At 45.8% G+C, this 21,925-nt stretch carries 16 protein-coding genes; 10 read left to right on the forward strand and 6 right to left on the reverse strand.

Features of this window, described 5'->3' with window-relative positions; translation table 11 throughout:
* Positions 1 to 108 precede the first annotated feature (108 nt).
* A complete protein-coding gene (locus tag MARGE09_RS00510; RefSeq protein WP_236985393.1) occupies positions 109 to 288 on the forward strand; it encodes a hypothetical protein in 180 nt (59 codons plus the stop codon).
* Between the two features lie 355 nt (positions 289 to 643).
* Positions 644 to 2,053, forward strand: coding sequence for an HD-GYP domain-containing protein (locus MARGE09_RS00515; RefSeq protein ID WP_236985394.1), 1,410 nt, complete (start codon positions 644 to 646; stop codon positions 2,051 to 2,053).
* Here the strand turns inward: MARGE09_RS00515 and MARGE09_RS00520 are convergent.
* Both MARGE09_RS00520 and MARGE09_RS00525 read right to left on the reverse strand, forming a co-directional pair.
* Positions 2,050 to 2,829 (reverse strand): SDR family NAD(P)-dependent oxidoreductase, encoded by a 780-nt coding sequence (locus MARGE09_RS00520; protein ID WP_236985396.1) that lies wholly within the window; start codon positions 2,827 to 2,829, stop codon positions 2,050 to 2,052. The two genes, MARGE09_RS00515 and MARGE09_RS00520, sit on opposite strands and share 4 nt — an antisense overlap.
* Positions 2,830 to 3,067: 238 nt before the next feature.
* The gene (locus tag MARGE09_RS00525) at positions 3,068 to 3,679 is read right to left on the reverse strand and encodes a TetR/AcrR family transcriptional regulator (protein WP_236985398.1); all 612 of its coding nucleotides are present in this window, start codon (positions 3,677 to 3,679) and stop codon (positions 3,068 to 3,070) included.
* Positions 3,680 to 3,798: 119 nt separating this feature from the next.
* Between MARGE09_RS00525 and MARGE09_RS00530 the strand changes: the two genes are divergently transcribed.
* From MARGE09_RS00530 to MARGE09_RS00545, 4 genes are all read left to right on the forward strand, one after another.
* Positions 3,799 to 4,089, forward strand: coding sequence for a YciI family protein (locus tag MARGE09_RS00530; protein ID WP_236985399.1), 291 nt, complete (start codon positions 3,799 to 3,801; stop codon positions 4,087 to 4,089).
* A 332-nt stretch (positions 4,090 to 4,421) separates the two neighbouring features.
* The gene (locus MARGE09_RS00535; protein ID WP_236985400.1) at positions 4,422 to 5,297 is read left to right on the forward strand and encodes a hypothetical protein; all 876 of its coding nucleotides are present in this window, start codon (positions 4,422 to 4,424) and stop codon (positions 5,295 to 5,297) included.
* Complete coding sequence (locus MARGE09_RS00540; protein WP_236985402.1) at positions 5,260 to 5,778, forward strand: nuclear transport factor 2 family protein; 519 nt, start codon at positions 5,260 to 5,262, stop codon at positions 5,776 to 5,778. Before MARGE09_RS00535 ends, MARGE09_RS00540 begins: the two co-directional genes overlap by 38 nt.
* 123 nt (positions 5,779 to 5,901) lie before the next feature.
* A complete protein-coding gene (locus MARGE09_RS00545; RefSeq protein WP_236985404.1) occupies positions 5,902 to 6,408 on the forward strand; it encodes a GNAT family N-acetyltransferase in 507 nt (168 codons plus the stop codon).
* Between the two features lie 364 nt (positions 6,409 to 6,772).
* On the opposite strand, the gene MARGE09_RS00550 is transcribed toward MARGE09_RS00545, so the two are convergent.
* On the reverse strand, positions 6,773 to 7,753 hold the full coding sequence (locus tag MARGE09_RS00550) for a lipase family alpha/beta hydrolase (protein ID WP_236985406.1): 981 nt from the start codon (positions 7,751 to 7,753) through the stop codon (positions 6,773 to 6,775).
* A 289-nt stretch (positions 7,754 to 8,042) separates the two neighbouring features.
* Complete coding sequence (locus tag MARGE09_RS00555; protein WP_236985408.1) at positions 8,043 to 8,921, reverse strand: sugar-binding protein; 879 nt, start codon at positions 8,919 to 8,921, stop codon at positions 8,043 to 8,045.
* A gap of 894 nt (positions 8,922 to 9,815) precedes the next feature.
* On the opposite strand from MARGE09_RS00555, the gene MARGE09_RS00560 reads away from it, so the two are divergent.
* Both MARGE09_RS00560 and MARGE09_RS00565 read left to right on the forward strand, forming a co-directional pair.
* Positions 9,816 to 10,931 (forward strand): glycoside hydrolase family 43 protein, encoded by a 1,116-nt coding sequence (locus MARGE09_RS00560; protein ID WP_236985409.1) that lies wholly within the window; start codon positions 9,816 to 9,818, stop codon positions 10,929 to 10,931.
* A gap of 86 nt (positions 10,932 to 11,017) precedes the next feature.
* Entirely contained in the window at positions 11,018 to 11,971 is a 954-nt protein-coding gene (locus MARGE09_RS00565; protein WP_236985410.1) for an alpha/beta hydrolase, read from the forward strand.
* 327 nt (positions 11,972 to 12,298) lie between these two features.
* Here the strand turns inward: MARGE09_RS00565 and MARGE09_RS00570 are convergent, their stop codons facing one another.
* Entirely contained in the window at positions 12,299 to 12,670 is a 372-nt protein-coding gene (locus MARGE09_RS00570; protein ID WP_236985412.1) for a VOC family protein, read from the reverse strand.
* 134 nt (positions 12,671 to 12,804) lie between these two features.
* Here MARGE09_RS00570 and MARGE09_RS00575 point away from each other — a divergent pair, with 134 nt between their 5' ends.
* Positions 12,805 to 13,662: a LysR family transcriptional regulator gene (locus MARGE09_RS00575; RefSeq protein ID WP_236985414.1), complete on the forward strand. Its 858-nt coding sequence runs from the start codon at positions 12,805 to 12,807 to the stop codon at positions 13,660 to 13,662.
* Between the two features lie 246 nt (positions 13,663 to 13,908).
* On the opposite strand, the gene MARGE09_RS00580 is transcribed toward MARGE09_RS00575, so the two are convergent.
* A complete protein-coding gene (locus tag MARGE09_RS00580; RefSeq protein WP_236985416.1) occupies positions 13,909 to 16,134 on the reverse strand; it encodes a family 43 glycosylhydrolase in 2,226 nt (741 codons plus the stop codon).
* A 1,086-nt stretch (positions 16,135 to 17,220) separates the two neighbouring features.
* On the opposite strand from MARGE09_RS00580, the gene MARGE09_RS21610 reads away from it, so the two are divergent.
* Positions 17,221 to 21,663, forward strand: a complete 4,443-nt coding sequence (locus MARGE09_RS21610; RefSeq protein WP_275068739.1) for a thrombospondin type 3 repeat-containing protein — start codon at positions 17,221 to 17,223, stop codon at positions 21,661 to 21,663.
* Positions 21,664 to 21,925: the final 262 nt, after the last annotated feature.

Here is a 21,925-nt window from a genome sequence, read left to right on the forward strand (position 1 = left end):
TTATGCTCTAAACTAAAACCTAGCTTGCCCCGCAGGCTAGGTTTTAGGTATATAATTGGTTGGAGCTGCGGAAAGTTAGCATTAAAACAATCACAGAGGCGACAACACATGCTTGGTTATCTTTTTATTGTCAGTTTGATTTGTATGTTGGTGTGTTTCGGCATCGCCCGCAAGCGCAATTTGAACCCTAGTTTATGGGTTGCATTAGGCAGCGTATTTGGCCCCATCGCCGTACTGTTTGCCCTTTTTCTGCCGGCGCCCAAGCAGGCTGGCCAGCTTTCGTCATAAGTGCATTGTTGTAGTCAATACAACTTTTATGCAGACAGATCTGCCTGCATTCAATTAAACTTTTAGTTATATCCCACAGTAAAACCTCAATAAAAACTCTATAAAAATAGAGTTTTTTAACGGTTACCACTGAGCGTGTAAAACAACCACTTGGCGTTAAAAGGCTGGTTAAACACAATTTCAAACTGTTATTTTAAACCACTAATTCCCATAACCCTTTACGGCTAGCCGGTTTTTAGACTGGGATGTTATAAGTTGTTGTGGCTTATGCTATTTAGTGTTTTGGTATCTATGCGCTTTAAATGGCATAAGCTAGCGGTTTTTAACGTGCAATATTTTGTGAGATATAACAGCTATGAATGCTTCTGCTCATATCAATACATCGGTTCAAGGTGCGCCAGTACCTGCTACAGAATCTTTGATGGCGTTTGAGCATGCTTATATTGCGCACTTAGTGGCATTGGGTGACGAAAACCCGGTGTATGCCAATATGGCGTTAAAGAGTAGCTCTGGTGAGCCAATCTGCGACAGCGGTTTACGCATGGACGATGTTGCCTTAATGGCGTTGGATGCCTCTGAAATACAGTTGCCAGTATTTGCTGTGGTTTCTTTAGGTAACGAGCTAACCGCCGAACAGCTGTACTTAGATATTATGTCGACCATCAATGATGATGACTCGTTAAAAATTATTGCTAAAGCGCATTTAGATGCAAACGTTGTTAAAGCGTGTTGTAAATTATTGTGCCGCTACGCCATTTTGCGCCAGCACCTTAGTGTAATGCGTGTACGCTTACCCGCAACCTATCGGCAATCCATTTTTTGCGCTTGGTTAAGTACTGTTATTTACCAAAAAATGAATAAGGCCGGGCCAGAAATTGGTTCGTTATTTATTGCTGGCATGTGCCACGATATAGGCATGTTGCATATCAACCCTGAAATACCCGCAGCAAAGCGAAAACTTACGGCCCAAGAATGGCTGGAGGTTAAAACGCACACACAGGTTGGAAGTAATATATTATCTTTGGTGAAAGGGCTGCCGCGCGATGTAAGTGCCGCGGTAGCTGATCACCATGAATTACCCGATGGCACAGGTTACCCGAAAGGTAAAATAGCACGGGATATTTCCTCTTGGGGGCAGCTGATCCAATTGCTTGACAGTGTGTATGCCGTTTATCGTAAACACCACAATAAAAGCCAGCGCACGCTTGGCGATTTGATCCCCGTAATTAAAGTGAATTTAGATAGCCGCTATGCCGAGGCTGGACGCGTGCTTATTTCGTTATTGGAGCCTACCACCAGCAAAGAGCCAGCCGTACCCGCAGAGGTTATGCCCGCATTTATTGATACGGTGAAATGCTCACTGGGTTATACCCTTGCTTGCACCGATATCTTACGAGAGTATTTAACGTCGTTTGGTTATACCCATGGCAATAGGGCCATTCATCTGTTGCAAAATTCCATGATTCATATTGTGGCTACAATCGAACGCTCAGAAATTATTAACGAAGGTTACGTACGTTTCTTGGAGCTGGTACACAGTGAAAAACTTACCGAGCATTATCGCGAAATAGAACGCGCCTACCTTATGGATAAAGAGGTGTTATTTCATATCGAAAAGCTTAGGCGCTATATTTGGCAATTTGTAATGGCGCAAAAAGAATCGGCATTGGGGCAAAAATTGACCCAATGCCTAATGATTTTAGATGAAATCCCAGATCCACCCGTTAGCCCCGAGCTAGAAGGTTTATGGATTGTAAAATATTAACCGGCTTGCTGATTCATTTGGCTAAACATGGCTTCTAAATCTTTATAGTTTCCTTGCCATACTGCAAACATGGCTTGCGAAGCGGGGTCTGGGAAAATATCTTGCGTGCCTGCTTTTAAGCCTTGCAATATTGCATTGGCAGCATCTTCTGGGCTTGTTTTATCGCCATTAAAATCTTTTGCCATGGCGGTATCGATGGGCCCTGGGTTAATGGTATGCACCTGTATAGGAGTGTTTTCCAGTTCTATGCGCAAGCCCTGTGATGCCGAAAATAGCGCTGCTTTAGCGGCGCAATAGCTGCCCAATACTGGAAGGTTAGCAAAAGCACCTATGGTTACTACATTGGCAATTACTGCTGGTACTTGCTGTTGGCTACTGGCTGTTAGGGCCGGCAAAAACGTTTGAATAACATTCAAGGTGCCAAAATAGTTGGTTGCCATATCCGCGTTTAAATCTTGGTTATTGCTATTACTAAAACCGTAAGTTGTGGCTATACCGGCATTATTGATTAATAGGCTGACATCGTTGGCAATATCGGCTGCACGTTTTACTGATGCAGGGTCGGTAATATCCAGCGCAAGTACTTCGAGTTTTTCGTGTTGCAAATCGGGCATGGCGGCGAGGTTACGCGCTGTTGCATACACTTTTTTAATGGGGGTTTGTAGTAGGGCTTTCACCAGCGCAAAACCAATGCCGCGATTACAACCTGTCACAAGCGCGGTATGGTTAGCAAAATCTAAGGTACCGTAGTTTGGGGTAGATATGGGGGCTTCCATGTGATGTCCTCTTAGTGGTATTTAATATTGAACCAATCGGTTCAATATTGACGAAAATAAACCCGAGCATCGCTCGGGTAAATATTGATTTACGGGCATCTCTAAAAATAGTAATTTTTATGTGAGAGCAAAGAAGCACCGCCCGGAGAGCCGCAGTTTACGTGGTGTAAATGAGGACTCGAGGACGGAGCTGATGCCGCTATCGCGTAAAAAGTGCATTTTTAGAGATGTTCTTAGGTTATTCGTATTCAAGTAGCGCGTGTACCATTTCAACGCAGCAGTTTTGTTCTTGAGCACTAAACGCCATTTTATCCATTACCTTCATGCCGCAAATGCAAGCAAAAATTTGGCGAGCCAATGCATCACACTGCCTCTTCTTACCGATTTCGCCGCACTGCTGCATGGCCTTTACGGCATCTAAAATAATGCGGTAAGCCTTGTCTCGCCGTTTTAGCAATAGCGCGCCGCTAAACTCGTGGTGCGCTCCTAATTCGCATGCGGTATTAACAATAAAACACCCGCTGGGCATATCTGCTGCACCCGCTTGTGCGGCAGTACCTGTAATTAAGTCCAATACAAACTGTTTAGGCGACGCGGCTTGGCTTAATGCGGAGCGCATGTAGTTGGCCGTAAGCTCGCCATATTGCTCTAGGCAGGCATTGTACAAATCGTGTTTAGAGCCAAAAGTTTGGTACAAGCTACTCTTAGAAATGCCCATGGCAGCCATTAATTGTGCTGTTGATGTGGCTTCATAACCTTGCTGCCAAAACAATTCTAACGCTACTTGCAATGCCTGCTGTGGGTCAAAGGCTAAAGGCCTGCCGGGTCCAGCTTGTGTTTGTGTTGCCATAAAAGGTACCTATTGCTAGCTATTTTAGGACCGAATAGTTCATAATTCAATAACCATCGCAGATAAAATATGATATTGCTACACTAACAAAAAATCGCCGCTGCCTAATGGAGTAAGCCGTGTTTATTATCTCTATAACCTACAAGGTTGACCTTTCGCTGGTTGAACAGCACCTAGAAGCCCACCGCACCTACCTCGATAAATACTACAGCAATGGCATTTTTGTTATATCGGGGGCAACAAAACCACGCACCGGCGGCACAATTATCGCACGCGCAAGCCGGCGGGTGATTATAGAAGCCATCGTCAAAGAAGATCCATTTTATAAAGCCGGCATAGCCGATTACAGCATTGTAGAATTTGTGCCTAGCAAAGCGCGGGTCGGTTTAGAGACCTTGCTGGAGGGGTAGTGTTGGCTGGCTTTGGAGGCAAGCCTTTTCTAGGCATTACATCGCAAGAGTGAGGCGCCTGATGAAAATAACGCAGTACCGTCACCTGTTTACATGCCGCATCTAAAGGGGCCTATAAATCGCTTTATAAACTATTTTTATGTCCAGTTTTTACATGATTCTGTAGTTCAGGTAAACAGCCACAGAAGAATCCCGCATTTTTATGCACAAAACAAGTGCAGTTTTACAGAGCCGTTGCTGCATGGGATTCAGGGGGGGAGGCTAATGTTGGCTTCTGATGAAATAGATGGAATAATTCGGTCTAATAAACTGTTATGCAACTTGGAGTTAAAATGAACTTAGTTTGTTATCTTTCAAATTTTTTAGCTCTGGGAATAGAAACAACAGATGCCAAAGCTGGCGGCTGGGTGAGAAATAAAATTTGCTTGTCTGTTGCTGGCCTGGCTATTGAGATTCATCAAGAGCCAGATTTTATTAATGCAAAAAAGAGTGACTTAAAAGGTCAATTTATTGAATCTACAAAATTGGTGGTCAAAGGTATAAAGGAACAAGATGTTGAGCATGTCGTAGATGTTGTTCAAAAGATTAGTGTTTTACTTTCTTTTGCAATATGTTCAGAAGTTAGATTTTATTCTTGGAATATAGAGGGCACAAATAAATCACATGTTTGGAATGTTCGAGGTGCGTATCATTACTTTAGACCACCTTTTTGTTGTGCTAATAGTTCTCATATAAAGCAGTTAGTAGAATATAGCTTTGATACTTACTCGGAAATTTATGAGAAAAGAGCATTAAACGTTGTGGTTGATCTGCTAAATACTCCTGAAGTGAAAAATCTCCAAATAGAACTGAAGCTAGCTACTTTGTTTGTTTTGTTAGAAAATTTGAAATCCTCTTATGCTAAATCGAAAAGTTACAAATATAAGAGTGGCTATTATTGGACGTCGAGCAATGAGAAGTACTATTTTAAGACGTTACTTCAAGAAATGTTCGAATCCGTCAGTATGGAGGTTAGTCTGACAGAAATAAAAAACCTCCGAAATGAAATCGTGCATTCAGGTTTAAGTCACTTATCTCACGACGAACAATTTTCAATCTATGCAACTTGTAGGGATATAGTAACAGAGTATTTTCTTAGGTTAATTAAATATAAAGGTAGTTTTGACACTTATGAAAGTAGGTGTATGCGTAGCAAGGAAATTGCCTAACAATCACATCAAGGCTCGCCGCTTCGCGGCTGGACCTTCACTGCGTTGTTTTGTTGTTGTTTCACGCTATGCTACAACAAAAAAACAACTACGTTACGGCCCCTTATGTGGGGCGTTAAATGGCATGAGTATGGATGATCACGACATCATAAAGTCTTTGGAGTTAGAACTCGTAAATGTGGCAACAAGAAAGAACAAGGATCGACTAGGTGAACTTCTCTCAGATGACTTTGAGGAGTTTGGGAGTTCCGGCAAGGTCTACAGTAAACGAGATATTCTAAACATTCTTCCTAGCTCAAAATCTGTAATTTATGAGCTGAATGATTTTAGATTTATAAATCTAAGCGGAGATTGCATTCTTGCAAAATACAAAGCAAATACTTCAGGTATTGGCTCATATCGTACATCTATTTGGGTGAAAAATGTTAACGGTTGGAAAATGCTCCATCATCAATCAACGGTCCGTCAAAGTGCCATTTGACAAGAGTAGGCCGTGCGACATTTATTCCGGCGTTTTTTTTCATGCCGGGCGCTACGCTGGTACACAAAAAACACCTACATAAATGCGCCTGCTACGGGCGTTAACCCTCAAGGAGATATCCGATTGAGCATTAGTATTCGTAAAGAACAACCAAGGGATGCTCAAAACATCCATGAGGTTACTATTGCCGCTTTTCTTGATGCGCCACACACGGATAATACTGAGCAGTATATTGTTAAAGCGCTTCGTGAATCAGGCGCATTATCAATTTCACTAGTTGCCGAAGATAAAGGTAGTATCGTTGGGCATGTGGCGCTTTCTCCGGTTACTATTTCTGACAGTACAGATAGTTGGTATGGTCTTGGCCCAATCTCAGTTCTTCCGAGTAAGCAGGGTAAAGGTATTGGCTTGAAGCTAATGAATGCCGCTATCCAAGAGCTAAAGAATATAAATGCAAAAGGTTGCGTGTTACTTGGAGATCCAAACTATTATCATCGTTTTGGCTTTAAGCCTAGAGAAGGTTTAGTACTTCCTGGTGTGCCGCCTGAGTATTTCCAAGCTATGGTATTTAACGGTGATTTACCTCAAGGAAGCGTTACTTACCATGAGTCTTTTTCGGCAAAGGGTTAACAAGTCAAAGCACTCGGGCGCAGCAAAGCTGCGTCGGTGTTTGAGACGTTAATCATACAAAATCAGCAATAGCGAGCAACTTTTCCGTCGCTTGTTTTATGGCTAAAAAGACTGCCATAAAAAATTAACGTAACTATTCAGCTATAGAAAAATATTGTTCGCCCAGAGGGCTGATTGATTGTTTTCTAGGCATTCACGCGCCGGGAGTGCGTGTATAGTGCCCATGGATGGCTTGAGCGGCCTAGGAAATGATCAGTTAGCACTCAATTCTGCAGATAGCTCAATAGTTACAAATTAACTACACAGCTGCCGCGTTCTGGCGATGTTAAAAACTCGGAACATGTAAAATTAAAGCAGACGCAAATCACTCCTCAGACACCGCGTAAAGCTCATCTAGTAAGTTTGTAAAAGCTTGCTTGTATGATGACTCTGTGTGGTGGATAAACCCAGCACTTTGCAAAGCATTGATTAGCTGCACAGGTTTAACGCCATCGTTACCTACTATCTCGACATGCCCCGCAGCTAGTTGAATCGTTTCTGGGCGCAGCCCTTCCACGCTGGGTAATTGCTGCTCTTCTAGCGAGAACACAAAGTCATCCTCTTGGCACCGCCCTTTTTCGTCTCTTCGCCTACACGTTCCCCGCTCATCGGAGCTGATTAATAAATATCGCGCAACATTAGACGACAGGACGCCTGGCGCCTGAATGAAATCGGAGGCATAAGTTATTTGAAACCACTTGTCGCCACTAATTGCCCAACAAATAAGATCATTAATACCCAGCGTACCTATGCGTAACGCGGGGTAGGCACAAAAACGGGCTGACGCAATGCCCGACAAGGGGGCCGAAATCGTGACTAGATTAACCTGCGTACTCACTGGCAATGCCTTATCGTTGCTTTGCACAAATGCTTTACGAGCAATAAGCCCACCCTGACTATGCCCCATTACCGTGATGGGCTCGCCGCCAAGGTGCTGACCTAGCTGCTCGACCGCATCGGCTAATTCCCGTGAACTCTCTTGCAGGTCATCTCGATCATCATAGCTAAAACACGCACTTTGCTGACCATGAAACGCCAACACTTGCGATAGCGCTTTAAAACGAGCGGCAGAACCATGACAGCCATGCACAAGCACCGTGATGGGCTGCTCATTGTTGTAGTGAAGGGTGCGATCTTTTGAATCGTCGCACGGCCCTAAGCCAGGTACATTAAGCTGCGAATTGGCTTTAGGTAATGGGGTTTGAGCGAGGGACTTACCCTGCCCTAAAGTGGCCCCGCTAAACTGAATTAGCAGCAATGCGCAAATATTGACGAGTGAAGTACGTGTAAAAGATCGGCAGAGCATAGTCGAACCATTAAATTGGGAGCCTGTATTATTCTAGACTCTCTTTGGGTGCTTTTAAACGGATAAAAACCACCCACATAGGCAGTCACTTTAAAGAGCTCTATAAATCGTGCAAATCGATAATATGTATACCATCTGCAACGTGAAGGGGGGGGGGGGTAGAGGTGCAGCGCACGTGTGATGTTTAGTGCTGCCAGCCAATCGCTCTGTAGTACCTGTGTTACATGTTAGCGCTAATAGGTCCAATTAAGCCCTGTCAAAAAGGGGCGCCTATAGCGCCCCTCTAGTACTACCGCACTAACTTCAAATTACCAAATACACTGGCATCAACCCAACCGCGGTTTTTGCCCATCCAGTCTGGCATTGGGAAGCCACCGTCGGCTTCTTGCCATACTGGTACATCCACATCGCCTAAAAAGTATTCGCGGTCTTGGCCACCGTTGTTATCAAGGTCGGTACCGTCGGCATCTATTAGCGACACCATAAACCCTAATGTTTTACCTGCATGTAACCATTGGCGGCTCATCGCGAGTTGCGCTGGGTTCATGCCCGGTAAATAAGTATCATCGAAGACTTTAATCTTGACTTCCCAAATAATTTTATGGCTGTCGTTATCTCGCTTCCAGCGGGCAGTAATATGTTCTGGATACATTTGCGGGCCAACTTCTAAATCGGCATTGGGGCCTATATCTAATGCTTGGTTATCGAGGCCAATGTGGTAAGCATAGGCATTATGTTCGGCCATGGGGTCGCCTGCGACAGGCTCCCAGCCGTGATAACCACCGGAATTATCTTCATCTATAAATATTTCAAGAGTGTCTTCATTCCACCAGTTATCAAAAGGGTTAGGGTAATCGTCTGATAAACGATCGTCGCTAATCTCTGCTAGTAAATAAATAGCTGAATGGGTCCAAACAACTTTATAGCGGCCCGAGATATCTTCTGGTGCCGGGTCTCCCGCGCTTGCACTATCAATAATGGTGTAAGCCACATCGCGCCATGGCGCCGCGTCCCATAGTTTGTTATCGACAACGCCATCAATTTTAGGGGCGCGGTTAACTTTAGGAGCTTCGTAAGTCGGGTTTACACCATTGTCAAAAGCGTAGCTCATTGTTGTGGTACTACACGCCAAAATTGCGCTGGCGAGAATTGTCTTGATGGGTTTCATATATGCCTCTTTTGTCGATGAAGGAATAATTTATCGTATGGTCCACTCTGCCTGACTTCTATGGTCAGTTGCTTCACTCAGTAATAGCCGTGCCCTTGCCAAGTGAGGTAACAATCTAACGTGTGATTATTTAATTGCAATGACACTAATTTGAAAAAGGCACTTGAATGGGGCTGACAGCGGGGTCATTTCGAAAGAGTTGAAAATTTGTGAGCTGCTCCTATGTTTGAACAACTCCGGAGTATGAAGAGAGGATCATCCAACCCCTTGAAGCCGGTAATACGATTTCTTCAGGTTAAGCGCGCGCCATGTTTGCTCGCGTTGTATTAAGCGGCCGTCCTTAATAGGCTGAATTAATTCAGTAGCAAAAGCTACGAACACTGGCATGGATGCACTGCTCGTGAGTAGGCCGTATTAACACATCCATGTATGTCGTAGCTCAATCGGCGGAATCAGGAAATAGATTCTCAATAGATACTGCAGATTATGTAGCGATGTCTATTCACCCCACATACAAATCACCCTTTAAATAAATCAGTATTGGGTATTCCGTAAGTCCAGCCCCGTAAATCCTTATTTACCGCATTTCTGATACCTTAATGATTTTCCTGTAAAGGCTTTGTCGTATCTTCATATCGGTTTTAAAAAATATAAAAATAATAGGATAACTCAATTCTGAATGCGCATATTGTATTATGATAATATGATTACATGAGGGGAAAGGAGGCTTGCAGTTCGATAGCTACACTCAAGCAAGGTTACAAAGCTTCTTTTGCTCCTTGCGAGTCCCTTTAAACGGGCGGCGCACGTTCGCATTACAGCCAATTAGATAATCCGTTTGAATTCGCGTAAACCATTACTTAAATTAATAAAAAGGGTTGGGTCATAATTACTATGAAATACATACCGCTTATATTTCTGTGCGCTTTCTTGCCGTCATTCTTAGCCTGCAGTAATTATAAAGAAGGAGGTGAGTCGGCAGATTTGCAGCCGCTGCCTACCATATTTGATAACCCGATCATCAGATACGACACAGAAGATCCAACCAACAAGATTGGTGACATTATTTATACCGCAGATCCCGCCGTTATGGTTAAGGATGATACGGTCTACCTTTATTCAACCCACGACGAACAGGCTTTGGGTACTAATGATTACAGGATGTACGACTACCGCTTGTGGACTAGCAGCGATTTAATTAACTGGGAAAATAAGGGCGCAGTTCTTCGCTATTCAGACTTTGATTGGGCGCGAGGCAGTGACAAAACCGGCAACGCGTATGCGCATCACGTAATTCATCGAAAAGATGCATCGGGCAAGTCAAAATACTTTTTTTATGTCACCGTCGAAGGTGGGCAGACTAATGGAGAATTTGGCTTTGCGATTGGCGTAGCGGTATCAGATAGCCCCGAGGGGCCTTTCGAGGATCCGCGAGCAATGCCAATGATTATGCTCGAAGAAACCGCTCAATATAAAGATCATAGCTGGCGAAATATTGACCCTGCTGTGTTTATTGACGACGACGGCCGAGCTTACCTTTACTGGGGAAACAAACAGTTATGGTGGGTTGAGCTTGAAAATGACTTAATTCATTTAAAGGGTGAAAAATATACTTTAGATGCGCAAGGGAAAATGCAAAACCGCGATCTGAGCAACGTCAAGATAAACGCGGTTAAAACGCTTCCAAATTTTGAAGAAGCACCTTATGTGTCAAAACATAATGGCATTTATTATTTGGTATATGCAGCTGGGTTCCCAGAAAGCATTGCCTACGCGACCAGCAAATCGGCAACGGGCCTTTGGAAATACCAAGGGGTAATTATGGAGCCATTGCCTGGCACATCGACTATTCACCCCGCAATGTTTGAATTTAAGGGTGGGACTTTCCTCGCTTATCACAACGCTGATCTTCCTGATGGTGGCAGCTATAGAAGGTCAGTGGCGATTGATCGCGTCTATTTTAATAAGGATGGGACAATCAAGCCTATTGTCAGAACCTCGAAACAATAATGCACGCTTAATAACCACAAAAATTTCACTTGGCAGAAGCCACACTAACATTGGCAAAGCCGGTCGAATTTAAAGGAAATAAAAAAATGAAATACGTTAAAAAATCGCCATTTATTATGGCCGCAAGTTTTTGGCAAGCGCTGATTTTAGCGATGCTTTACCTTTTAGCTGCGCCAGCTCGTGCTGAATCAGATCAGGAAATGACGCCTATCGCTACGCCTGATCAACCAAGTGCAATTAAGCTCGCCACGCCGCCACTTCCCGGCGCGACAGCGCAAGAGGTATGGCATGCGCAGTATGGCAGCCGGTTTGCCCGTAACGTAACGCAGGCCACACTTACGCCGTTTTTACCAAACCCAGCCAAGGCTAATGGCACGGCGGTTGTCGTCGCTCCCGGCGGTGGTTTTCGCACACTGTCGATGGAGAATGAAGGTTGGGATGTTGCCCGCGCCCTTAACGAACACGGTATCGCCGCATTCGTGCTTAAATACCGCCTGAACCAAACACCGCAAGACATGGCCGCATTTAAACGTTCTATGGCGAAGATGTTTTCAGACTCTAGCGGCCGACGTGAACCGTTAAAGCCGAAGCAAATGAAAGTTCGCCTAGCGCCTCAGCTTGAGGATTCCGAGGCCGCTTTTGCCTTGATTCGCAGCCGGGCCGCTGAATGGAAAATTAATCCACAACGCATTGGTATGGTTGGCTTCTCTGCGGGTGGAATGCTCACCATTGCCACTGCCATTGTTGGTGAAACTGCTAAGCCTGCATTCATTGGCGACATTTACGGCCCGCTGTATTCCGTAAAGGTTCCCGCAGACGCACCACCGCTGTTTGCCGTGCTAGCGGCCGACGATCCTTTATTCTCCGATACTGATTTTGGGCTGATCAAAAGTTGGCGCGAAGCCGAAAAACCTGTGGAGTTCCATTTTTATGAACAGGGCGGTCACGGTTTTGGAATGTATCCAAAAGAAACAACAAGCACCGATTGGTTTAATGCCTTTATTAGCTGGCTTACGATGCATGGCATGGTCAAACAGTAATAGTAAAGTTCCGGCGAAATTAAGTGTAGGCACGTGCACTTAATTTCGCCGGAATACCAAGCGCTCAGTAAACGGCCCACCTTGAATTGAATAAAGGCTAATCGTTGTAGCTTCGATACTGTTGGTCAAAGCTAAAATTAATGAGCTGAATCAAGAAAGTTGGGGCCTCTAATCATTTTTCTACAGCTTATAGGTGTCAAGAGAGTCAGAGACATTGTGAGTAAAGTTGCAGAGTAAGTTCAGTATCTAGTAAAAAAGATCTACGAGAAGGGTGCCTAAATCGAAGCCTATTTTTCGCGGATAAGGTCAGAATTGACTTGCTCATATCTAATTACCGAAATAGTGAGTATTTAACTTGTTTCCATCAGGGTCCCTAAAATATGCAGCATAGAAACCATCCATTCGCTCACCAGGTCCGCCCTCATCCAAAGCGCCCAGTTTAAGTGCTAGATTGTAGGTGTCGTCTACTTGTTTTTTAGAACTGCAAACAAGAGCTATCATTACTCCGTTGCCAACCGTTGCGCATTTTCCGTCATACGGTTTATGGACAGAAAACATAGGCTGAGTCGGGTCCTTCCCCCAAACAACGAAGTCTTCAACTTCATATGTCCGTTTACCACCGAGGCCTTCAAATATTTGATCGTAAAAAGAAGCTGACCTATTTAGATCGTTTGTGCCAAGTGACGTATATCCAATCATATATTTCTCGTTTTAATGCTATGAAATTAATTTAAGTAACATTGCGTTACGTGTCCATCGTACGATCATTGTTCAAGCTTATTCAATATGTAAGAATGAGAATTCAGTTTTCAAAATTGAAGGACCGTGGACCTATGGATTGGAATTTGATCAAGCTATACTTAACGCTACTACAAGAGAAGAATATTCCGGCAGCAGCGAAGAAGCTAGGTATGAGTGATTCGACCTTGTTTAGGCGGTTAACAAACTATGAAAAGGAGTACGGGAAGCTTTTTATTCGTAAAAATGGTGAATATATTGCATCTGACCTAGGGGAGTCTCTCATCGGTCCAGCGCGGGATGCCTATAGAGCATTTGGTGATATTGAAAGAACTTTAGCTTTTCAAGATACAGGTGAAGCATCGAGAGTTCGCATCACCGCACCCACTAGTTTTTCATATGGTTATTTACCCGCTCTTATTGAAAACTTCAAAGAAGAAAGGCCAGATATTGATGTGGACCTGTTGGTGTCAAATGAGGCGCTATGTTTGAATACTAGAGAGGCAGACATTGCAATTCGGGTCACCAGCTCACCTCCTGACAGCTTTATAGGAAAAAAGGTCAGGGATATAAAATGGGGCGTATATGGTGGTTACGGCTACTTGTCAAAATATGGAACGCCAACGAAACCCAGCGAGCTGAGTGAGCATAGGCTAATAGGTGGGTCAGGTGTTCTATCTCGAGGTAAGGCCTTTACTTGGCTTCAGAGACTATATAGCGCAAATATTACAATAAACACCGACGATCTAGTGGCAATGTTTTATCTAGCCCAAAATAATCATGGCCTCGCTCTTTTACCAGATGAATTTGACCAAGGGAATATAAAACGGTTGTTCACTGTGGAAGAGGTTGGAATCAACAGTTTGTGGGTACTGACTCACAGTGATTATCGGGGTGTCGAGCGTGTACGAGCAGTTGCTAGGTACTTGGCTCGTCATCTAAGTATGTTTTAACTTTGGATAATTATGCCACTTTGTCCTGCTCCATATATGCCCCGTAAATAATATGCCTTCCTAGTCGCTCTCAAATTCATGTTAATTATGAAATCATTGCCATCGCATGAAAACCCTGAAGAGGCTGTTGCTGAGTTGCGTCGAATAGCGTAAGGATGGAGTAGGTCGCAAGCAGCTAAAGCGCATCGCTGCGCTTTAGCTGTTTTTTAACCCCACCATCCACCAATAAATTAAACCCTCAAAAGCTTACCGGTTACCGGTTTTTCCTTTAATTCGAGAGGGAGTGTTGCGGTGTTTTTGCGCGCGTAATAATGCTGCGCCCCATAGCACCATTAGCCCTATTAGCAATTCCGCGATATTCAGCGCGCCTAGTTTTACCGGGGTGCTGGCGGTGGAGGATGCGCTGCTTTGTTCGCTATTTGCTTCAGAGCTACTGGCAGCCAGTGAGCTTGAGCTTACCACCGGCGAAGGCGCGCTGCTTTGGCTGCTGGAGCTTGCCGGTGCACTTGATGAAGCCGCCGAGCTTGCGCGTACTAAAATTCCACTTAAGGTGGCGTTATCGGTAACGGTAGTGAGGGCAATATTTAACTCGCCATCGCTAATGGTCACATCAAAGCTTTGGCTGTAGGCCACGTCGTGACCGGCTTGTTGGAAAATATCCAACCCCGCTATAACGTTTTCGCCCTCTAGGTTTACATCAAACACGCGCTCGCCATTTTCCTCCCAGTACATTTCGGTAAAGTGTAAGTCGACCGAGTAAGTGCCGTTAGCTACGGGTATGTTGAATTGCATATCGCCATAGCGCTCGCTGTTGAATACGCTACTGCCAGCGGCGTCGAGTACGGCATCTGCGGTGCTGTTGGCCTCCCCGCCTGTGCGGTAAACATCTGGCTGATAATAAATATCGTTGAAGTAATCGCCGCCACCGCCGACATTAATGGCGGCGGCTACAGTGCTAGGGTTTAACGGCGCATAGCCTTCGGTGTTTTCTGTCACGCGGCACTGAGCGCCCCATTCTTCGCCCCAGCCATCACGATCAACATCTGCGGTAATATTGCAGCAAACAGGCGTGCCTTCGGCGGTGCCGCAGTCTTGCGGTTCGCCAGTAAATTGATACCAGTTAAAGTTAAGCCGGCCTTTAGCTACAAAGTACAAATCTTGAATGCCGTTAACGCCATTAAGTGAGGCCGTAATGGTGCTGAAGCTATTCAAGCCGCCAGTGGCAGGCACTTGCACTGTACCCACAAGGGCGCCGTTTGCTGAGGTGGTGCGAATTTCAAGTGTGGTTGCAGCGTTTGCGGCAACTTCAACCTGAATCAAATTAGCGCCGTCACTAAAATCGACGCCAGATACGTTATACCAGCTGTTGTTAACCATTTGCACATGCATGCTGCCATCGGCATTGCGCTCGGTTTCTATGCCTTGTTGCTTGTCGATAATTTCGGCTTCTACTTTGCGAAATGGGTCGAAGTTTTGTATTTGTGGTGGGCCGTTGCGCGTTGGCGTAATGCGGTTCATAACATCGCCGCTGTAGGTTAGAAGGTCAACATTCATGGAGCGCTGATAGATACTGCCGGTGCCATTGCCAGGACCGTTCGACCATACAGTTTGGTTATGATAAAACGCGTAAGATTTGCCTTTATAGTCGATAAACGAATGGTGGTTGTTGCCGCTGTAATTATCCCAAGGTTGGGGGATAACGGTGCCGCGGTGGCGGTAACCCGACATGGGGCTATCGCTGGTCATATATTCGATGGTGGGTGCGCCACCGGTATAGTCTTTGGAGTAAGTAAAATAGTAAACGCCGTTGCGTTTGTGAATATACGAGGCCTCAAAAAAGTTGGGAGCATCCACCGTTACGGCCGGGCCATCTGGGCCTTGTAAGTCGTCGGTTAGTTTAACTATCCGCGCTTCTCCTGGCCCGCCACCGCCAAACGTCACATAAACAGCGTTGTCGTCATCCACTAATACACCGGGGTCGAATAGCCATTCCACATCGGCATTTTGGGTGTTTTGCTTACTAATTACGGCCGAGCCTTTGATATCCACGTAAGGCCCTTCGGGATGGTCGGCTTCTAAAATGCCAATGCCGGATGTGACATTCGGGAATATTAAATAGTATTTGCCGTTGCGTTCGAATAAGTCTGGCGCGTAGGCACCAAAGGCCCAACTCGTATGTGTTTGGGTACCAAAAATAATGCCGTGATCCTGCCAGTTAACCATGTCGTCGGAGGACCACAAAAAGTAATCCTGCAGCTCCCCATAGTCGGTAGAGCCATCGGGGTCGTGCGTGGTAATCACATACACTCGGTCGTTAAAAACGCGTGCGGATGGGTCTGCTGTGTACACATGCGAAACCAAAGGGTTATTGGCATGGGCGGCTAATGCACTTATGCCAACAAGCCCAGTTACTAGCCAGCGCGTAAGCGGTGTACTGCGTTTACGTAATGACTGTTTTATTGTTTTAATCATTATCAAGCACCTTAGAGCTACCTATATGCGCTCGCGGCAGGGGCGAAAGCGCATCCGGTGAAATAAATTTAGTTTTAGCCCCCGCGGGTGGGCAAAACTACGCCAGGGTGCAATACGGCGTTAGAAATATCGGCAGTAAACTTTGCTCACATCGAATGTCGCATTAAAAATGTAGATTGTGGTGATTATTGATAGGCAAGCTTTTATTAATATGTGATGCAGTACCTTGTTTCCAGCATATATGCCCATCGGTGCTCTTGATGCAAATGCGTAAATCAAAGCCATAGCGCGTATACCCCATAGGGCCGCTTCTGTGTGGATTTTCTATTTCATGGGCTAGGGCAATTAAATGTCTTTTAGGGAATGGCGCTGCCTTAATTTTATTTAACTACATGCTAACTGCGCTTTGCATTCTTCTTCCTATATTTACAATATTTTTTTAATTCTTCTGAAAATTACAAATTTCTATAGGGCACCTCTAAAAATAGTAATTTTTGTGTGAGAGCAAGGAAGCACCGCCCGGAGAGCCGCAGTTTACGTGGTGTAAATGAGGACTCGAGGACGGAGCTAATGTCCATGGATGGCCTGAATACAGGTTTTGCAGGAGCGAAAACCTGTAAGCCGCTATCGCGGAAAAAGTGCATTTTTAGAGATGCCCTATAGGTCCATTTACGCCGTTCTATATTAAAAACAACTAGATAGCGTTGACGAACCAAGGATACTGGTGTGTAGAGGGCAATTTTGCGGGCTAGGGGGGATTGCTATGTTAGTAACCGCGGCCAGCCGATAACCTTTTCGGAATATAAAAATGTATTTTTATAGGGGGGCGGTCTTTTATTGCCCTATCTATGCATAATTTAGCGGCTCTTGGTCAATGCATTCTTTAATGTGTGCGTTGCGGCGGGGCCCGCCAATTTCCTAACTACTGTAGAACCTCTTTTTTAATGGTTATGTTAATGAATTGTAATTTTTGAGAGTTCGAGCTGTTTTTATATTTTTTTGACAGGTAAAGTCTGCGCAGCCTGAGTGGACTTCAAGGACATCAGGTTACCACCGATAACTTAATAAGTTACTAAGGACACCATTATGGAACGTAAGTCTTTGCTCCTCGCTGCTTTGTGCAGTGTGGCGGTTTATGCGTCTGCGTCTCAAGCGCAAACCGCCGAAGACGGTAGCTTTCTTATTCAAGAAAGCTCCGGTAAATGTCTCTCCCCAACTAATAACCCCTTTGACCCCAATAAGCGTACACAAGTTGTATTCAATAGCTGTGAAGGTTTGCCTGAACAGCGCTATCGTTGGCTCAATAACGGCAGTATTCAGCATGTCGTATCTGGCCGCTGTATCAAACCAGAAGGCCCATTAAATGATGTGAATGCGCTGGACCGCATCAAACTGGCACCACGTTGTGGCGGTGCGAAAATGGCGTTTAAGCACACTAGAAAAGGTGCCGTAAAACACATTGAATCTGGCCTGTGTATTCACCCCGAGCGCGGCAACCTAGCGCCTGCAGATGGTACGCGGGCGCTATTAAAAGGTGCTTGCGGTAAAGACAAAGCCTTCTTCGCGTTCACTGATACCCTCAACTTAGACAGCGACGGGGATGGTATTGAAGATGCCATTGACCAGTGTCCAGATACCCCAGCTGGGGTCGAAGTTGATGCTAACGGTTGCCAAGTCTTTGGTGATGGCGATAACGATGGTGTACCCGATAACCTAGATCAGTGCCCGTTTACACCAGAAGATTTTCGCGACATTTTCGGCATTACGCCCGATGGTTGTGTTGCGATTCCAGAGTTTGACGATCAAGACGGCGATGCTGTTATCAACCTTGAAGACCAATGCCCCGATACACCACTGGGTGAAGAGGTCGATTTTGCAGGCTGTTCAGAAAGCCAGCGCCCTAGCGATAGCGATGGTGACGGCATTTTTGATGAATTCGATGAATGCCCCATGACGCCGCCAAATACGCCGGTTGATGGCAATGGTTGCGCGATTTTGGAGGATTCCGATAATGATGGCGTGCCTGATTTTGCGGATGAATGCCCGTTTACGCCAGCAGAATTTCTTGGGCTTTTTGGTAGCGTAGAGCCAAATGGTTGTTTACCCATCCCTGATTTTGAAGATCAAGATGGTGATGGCGTTATCAACATTGAAGACCAGTGTCCAAACACGGAGTTGGGGCAAGAGGTTGACCCTAACGGTTGCCCGGTTGTTGGTACAAACGACAGCGACTTTGACGGCTTAACCGACGAGCAAGAGTTTGAAATTGGCACAGACGCTTTCAACCCAGACTCAGATTTCGACAATCTTGCCGATGGCGAAGAGGTGAATGTTTTTGGCACTAACCCGCTGAACCCAGATACCGACTTCGGTGGTGTGAGCGATTTTGACGAAGTCATTTCAGGCACTAACCCGCTTGACCCAAGCGATGATAGCTTTGGGCCACCAAGCTTGCCGCTGGTATTAACTGATGGCCATGGCTTCCGCTGGGATATTTTTAACGGTGGTGAAATTGCCGATGGTACCAACGATGCCTTTGATGGTGGTTTTGTACTGAATGTGAATGGCTTGCAGTTCTTCGAAGAGCAAGTGCGTTTTGATGATAATGGCCGAGGCGTAGCGCTGATTAACCGTAATATGCTGCCTGGTATTGAAGTTAGCCGGCATGTGTCTGTACCGCAGGGCGCCAAGTTTGCACGTTTTATTGATAGCTTCACCAATACCACCAGCGAGCTACAGGTACTCGAAGTTACCTTGTCGACTAACTTAGGTTCAGATGGCGGGACGAATGTACTGGTGACTAGCTCTGGCGACCAAGTGTTTGATGTGACCGACCAATACATTATTACTGATGATGGCTTTTTCTTGCCATCAAGTTCGAGTTCTAGCAGCTCTTCAATACCTTTCCCCTTCCCAATTCCTTCCAGCACTTCTAGCTTTAGTAGTGTAAGCAGCACCAGTAGTGTGCCTAGCTTCCCTACAAGTGAATCGTTTGGGTCTGCTTCTAGTGCGCCGTTTATTCCGACCAGTTCTAGCTTTAGCGAGCCAGAGTTTGGTTCAAGTAGCAGCTTTGTTTTTCCTGAGCCAACAAGTTCTAGTGAATTCTTTATTGGCTCTGCTGGCAGCGAACCCAGTTTTGGCTCAAGCTCAAGTGAAGTGGTTTTCTCGAGTTCGAGTGCGCCTATTATTATCTTCCCGCCAATTAGCTCTAGTTCAAGCTCTAGCAGCTTCTCTAGCTTGCCAGTTTTTGAAGGCGACCCAATGGTAGGGCATGTGTTCAACTGGTCTAACGGTGAAACCGCACTGCAACCTATTGCGGCAGTCCAGCAGGGCGATGATATTCGCATTACTTACCGTATTGTGCTGCGCCCAGGTGAAACCACCAGCCTAATGTCGCTGGGTTTACAAGGTTTTGACCGCAATGTAATGGAAGGCGATATTGATGCCGCGATTAGTAACTTGCCAAAACTACTGCAGGATTTAAACCCTGTACAAGTGATGGATATTAGTAACTGGTTCGCCCAGATCGATTCTGACGGTGATGGCATTTTAGACGACCAAGAAGACGTACTCGGTACAGACCGCTTCAATCCAGACTCTGACTTTGACGGTCGCCCAGACCTTGAAGATGTACTTACCGACTTCAACCCTGAACTCGCCTTTGATGTTGATGGCGATGGCACGCCCGATTTTGCAGACCAGTGCATTATCGAGTCTCCTTTTCCCGTCGACGAGCAAGGTTGCCCAATTACCGAGCCAGACCCGTGCCTTATCGATCCAGCACTTTGTAGCAATGACAGCGACAATGACGGTGTGCCGGATGAACTCGATTTATGCCCAGGTACCCCGCGGGGCGTAGAAGTTGATGGGCAAGGTTGCCCAGTAGTAGGCCCAGCAATCGAGATTATTGGCGCGGAACCTGCTGTATTTAACCCAATATTCCCACCGGGTATCGGTTTGGTTGCATTTGATGTGCACTTGTTTAGTTTGATCACTAACGAGCAGTTGCCGCCAGGTGCAAGCATTCAGCTGGACTTCGCTGATCCACGCTTTCAGGTTATTAATCAAACGCCTGAGTTGTTAACGGTGCTGGTTGAAGCTTTTGACCCGAACGAAACGCAGTTTTTCATTCCTGTGTTTATTGGTTTGCCCGACGGAAACCGCAGCAATACTTTCTTTGTAGAAGCCCGTACCGGCGCTGAGCCACCACAAAGCTCTTCGGTCGATGCTGTATTTATTCGCGATGGTGCAACCATTGATGCCAGTGGTATTACGTTAAGTGGTGTATTTCAACAGTTAGCTTCTGAAGGCCGCGGAACAGGCGAAGGCTTATTCCGCCAATTTTGGGATGCACAACGTCGCGTATCGGCCATCGATAGCGATATTAATTGTGTGCCCATTAACGGCTTTGAGCTTTCGTGTGACCGCGCGGAAAGTGAAGTGGCGTTTATGAGCGATGCCGAAGTGGCTGTTGAAATGACACGCTATAACACACTAGCGTTGGTCAACCGCATAGAGCTGCGCACCGGCTGGCAAGATTGCGGTGAGCACCGTGTTGTGTTTGGTCGCAACGATTTTCAGCGTAACTTCTTGATTGTAGAGGCGCGCGTACCTAACCCAACACCGGGTGATGTTCGCGGTTGTGAGCCAGTAATTCGTCATTGGCAAAACATGCCGGGGCTTGATCCTATTGCTCGCGGTATCGAACTTAACCGCTTCTTTATGGAAGGCTTAGAAGGCATTGCACCGGTTATTTCGGTGGCCAACTTATCTGAGGGCCAAGGTCAAATTCGTACTAACCAATTTATGACGCCCGAGTGGATGCTGCGCGAGTACGACCTAGAAACCCGCTGTGATAGCGCCGTTGAAGGTGAATGTACCGTTGTTGCCTTACCGGTGCGGGTCAACGAAAATCCCTTTGGCGAGCTTTTTAACCCCGAGCTGCCATTTGTCGGTGGTGCGTTAGCTGAGCTTGCGGCCGATTTTCAATCGGAATTTGCCAGCAACCTTGAGCCACTGTTAAAAGACGATATTGTGATGTTGTCTAACCCCGTGAGCGATCGCTTTAATAATGGTCAAAGCCATGCCAGTGGCTTCGCGTTTTTCGAGAATGATTTCCGTGGTCATTTCGGTAATAACCTGTTCACGCCTTTCGGTTTAGATTTACAAACCCAACTTGAAGGTCGCGTGGATGCACGAGGCAACCCGCTAACGGTTGATCAGCTATTAAATCGTGCAACGGCAATGACCTGTGGCGGTTGCCACGAGCCATCGAGCTTTGGTTTAACCGCACCGAACGCTATTGGTGCATTTCGCTTAAGCGACGGCAGCATTATTGATAGTTGGCCAAATACGCTAGGTTTTGTCCATGTTGACGAGCAGCGTAATATTTCACCAGCGCTTCGCGATGTATTTATCCCTGCGCGCTTAGAAGCCTTCGTTGATGTGTTAGAAGAGCTAGACGTTGCCATTAGCACAGGTTTTGCGCCAGAAAACCTAGAAGCTGGCCCACGTATTAACGAGCGTTAAAACGCTATAACCTTAAGCCTGTTATTCACTAGCAGGCCCCGCAAACCGCATAGGGTGACTTATGCGGTTTTTTCGTACTTATTTGTAAATTCAATTAAGGGCATCTCTAAAAATGCACTTTTTCCGCGATAGCGGCTTACAGGTTTTCGCTCCTGCAAAACCTGTATTCAGGCCATCCATGGACATTAGCTCCGTCCTCGAGTCCTCATTTACAGCACGTAAACTGCGGCTCTCCGGGCGGTGCTTTCTTGCTCTCACACAA

Source organism: Marinagarivorans cellulosilyticus (assembly GCF_021655555.1).
In the GTDB taxonomy this organism is placed as follows: Bacteria; Pseudomonadota; Gammaproteobacteria; order Pseudomonadales; family Cellvibrionaceae; genus Marinagarivorans; species Marinagarivorans cellulosilyticus.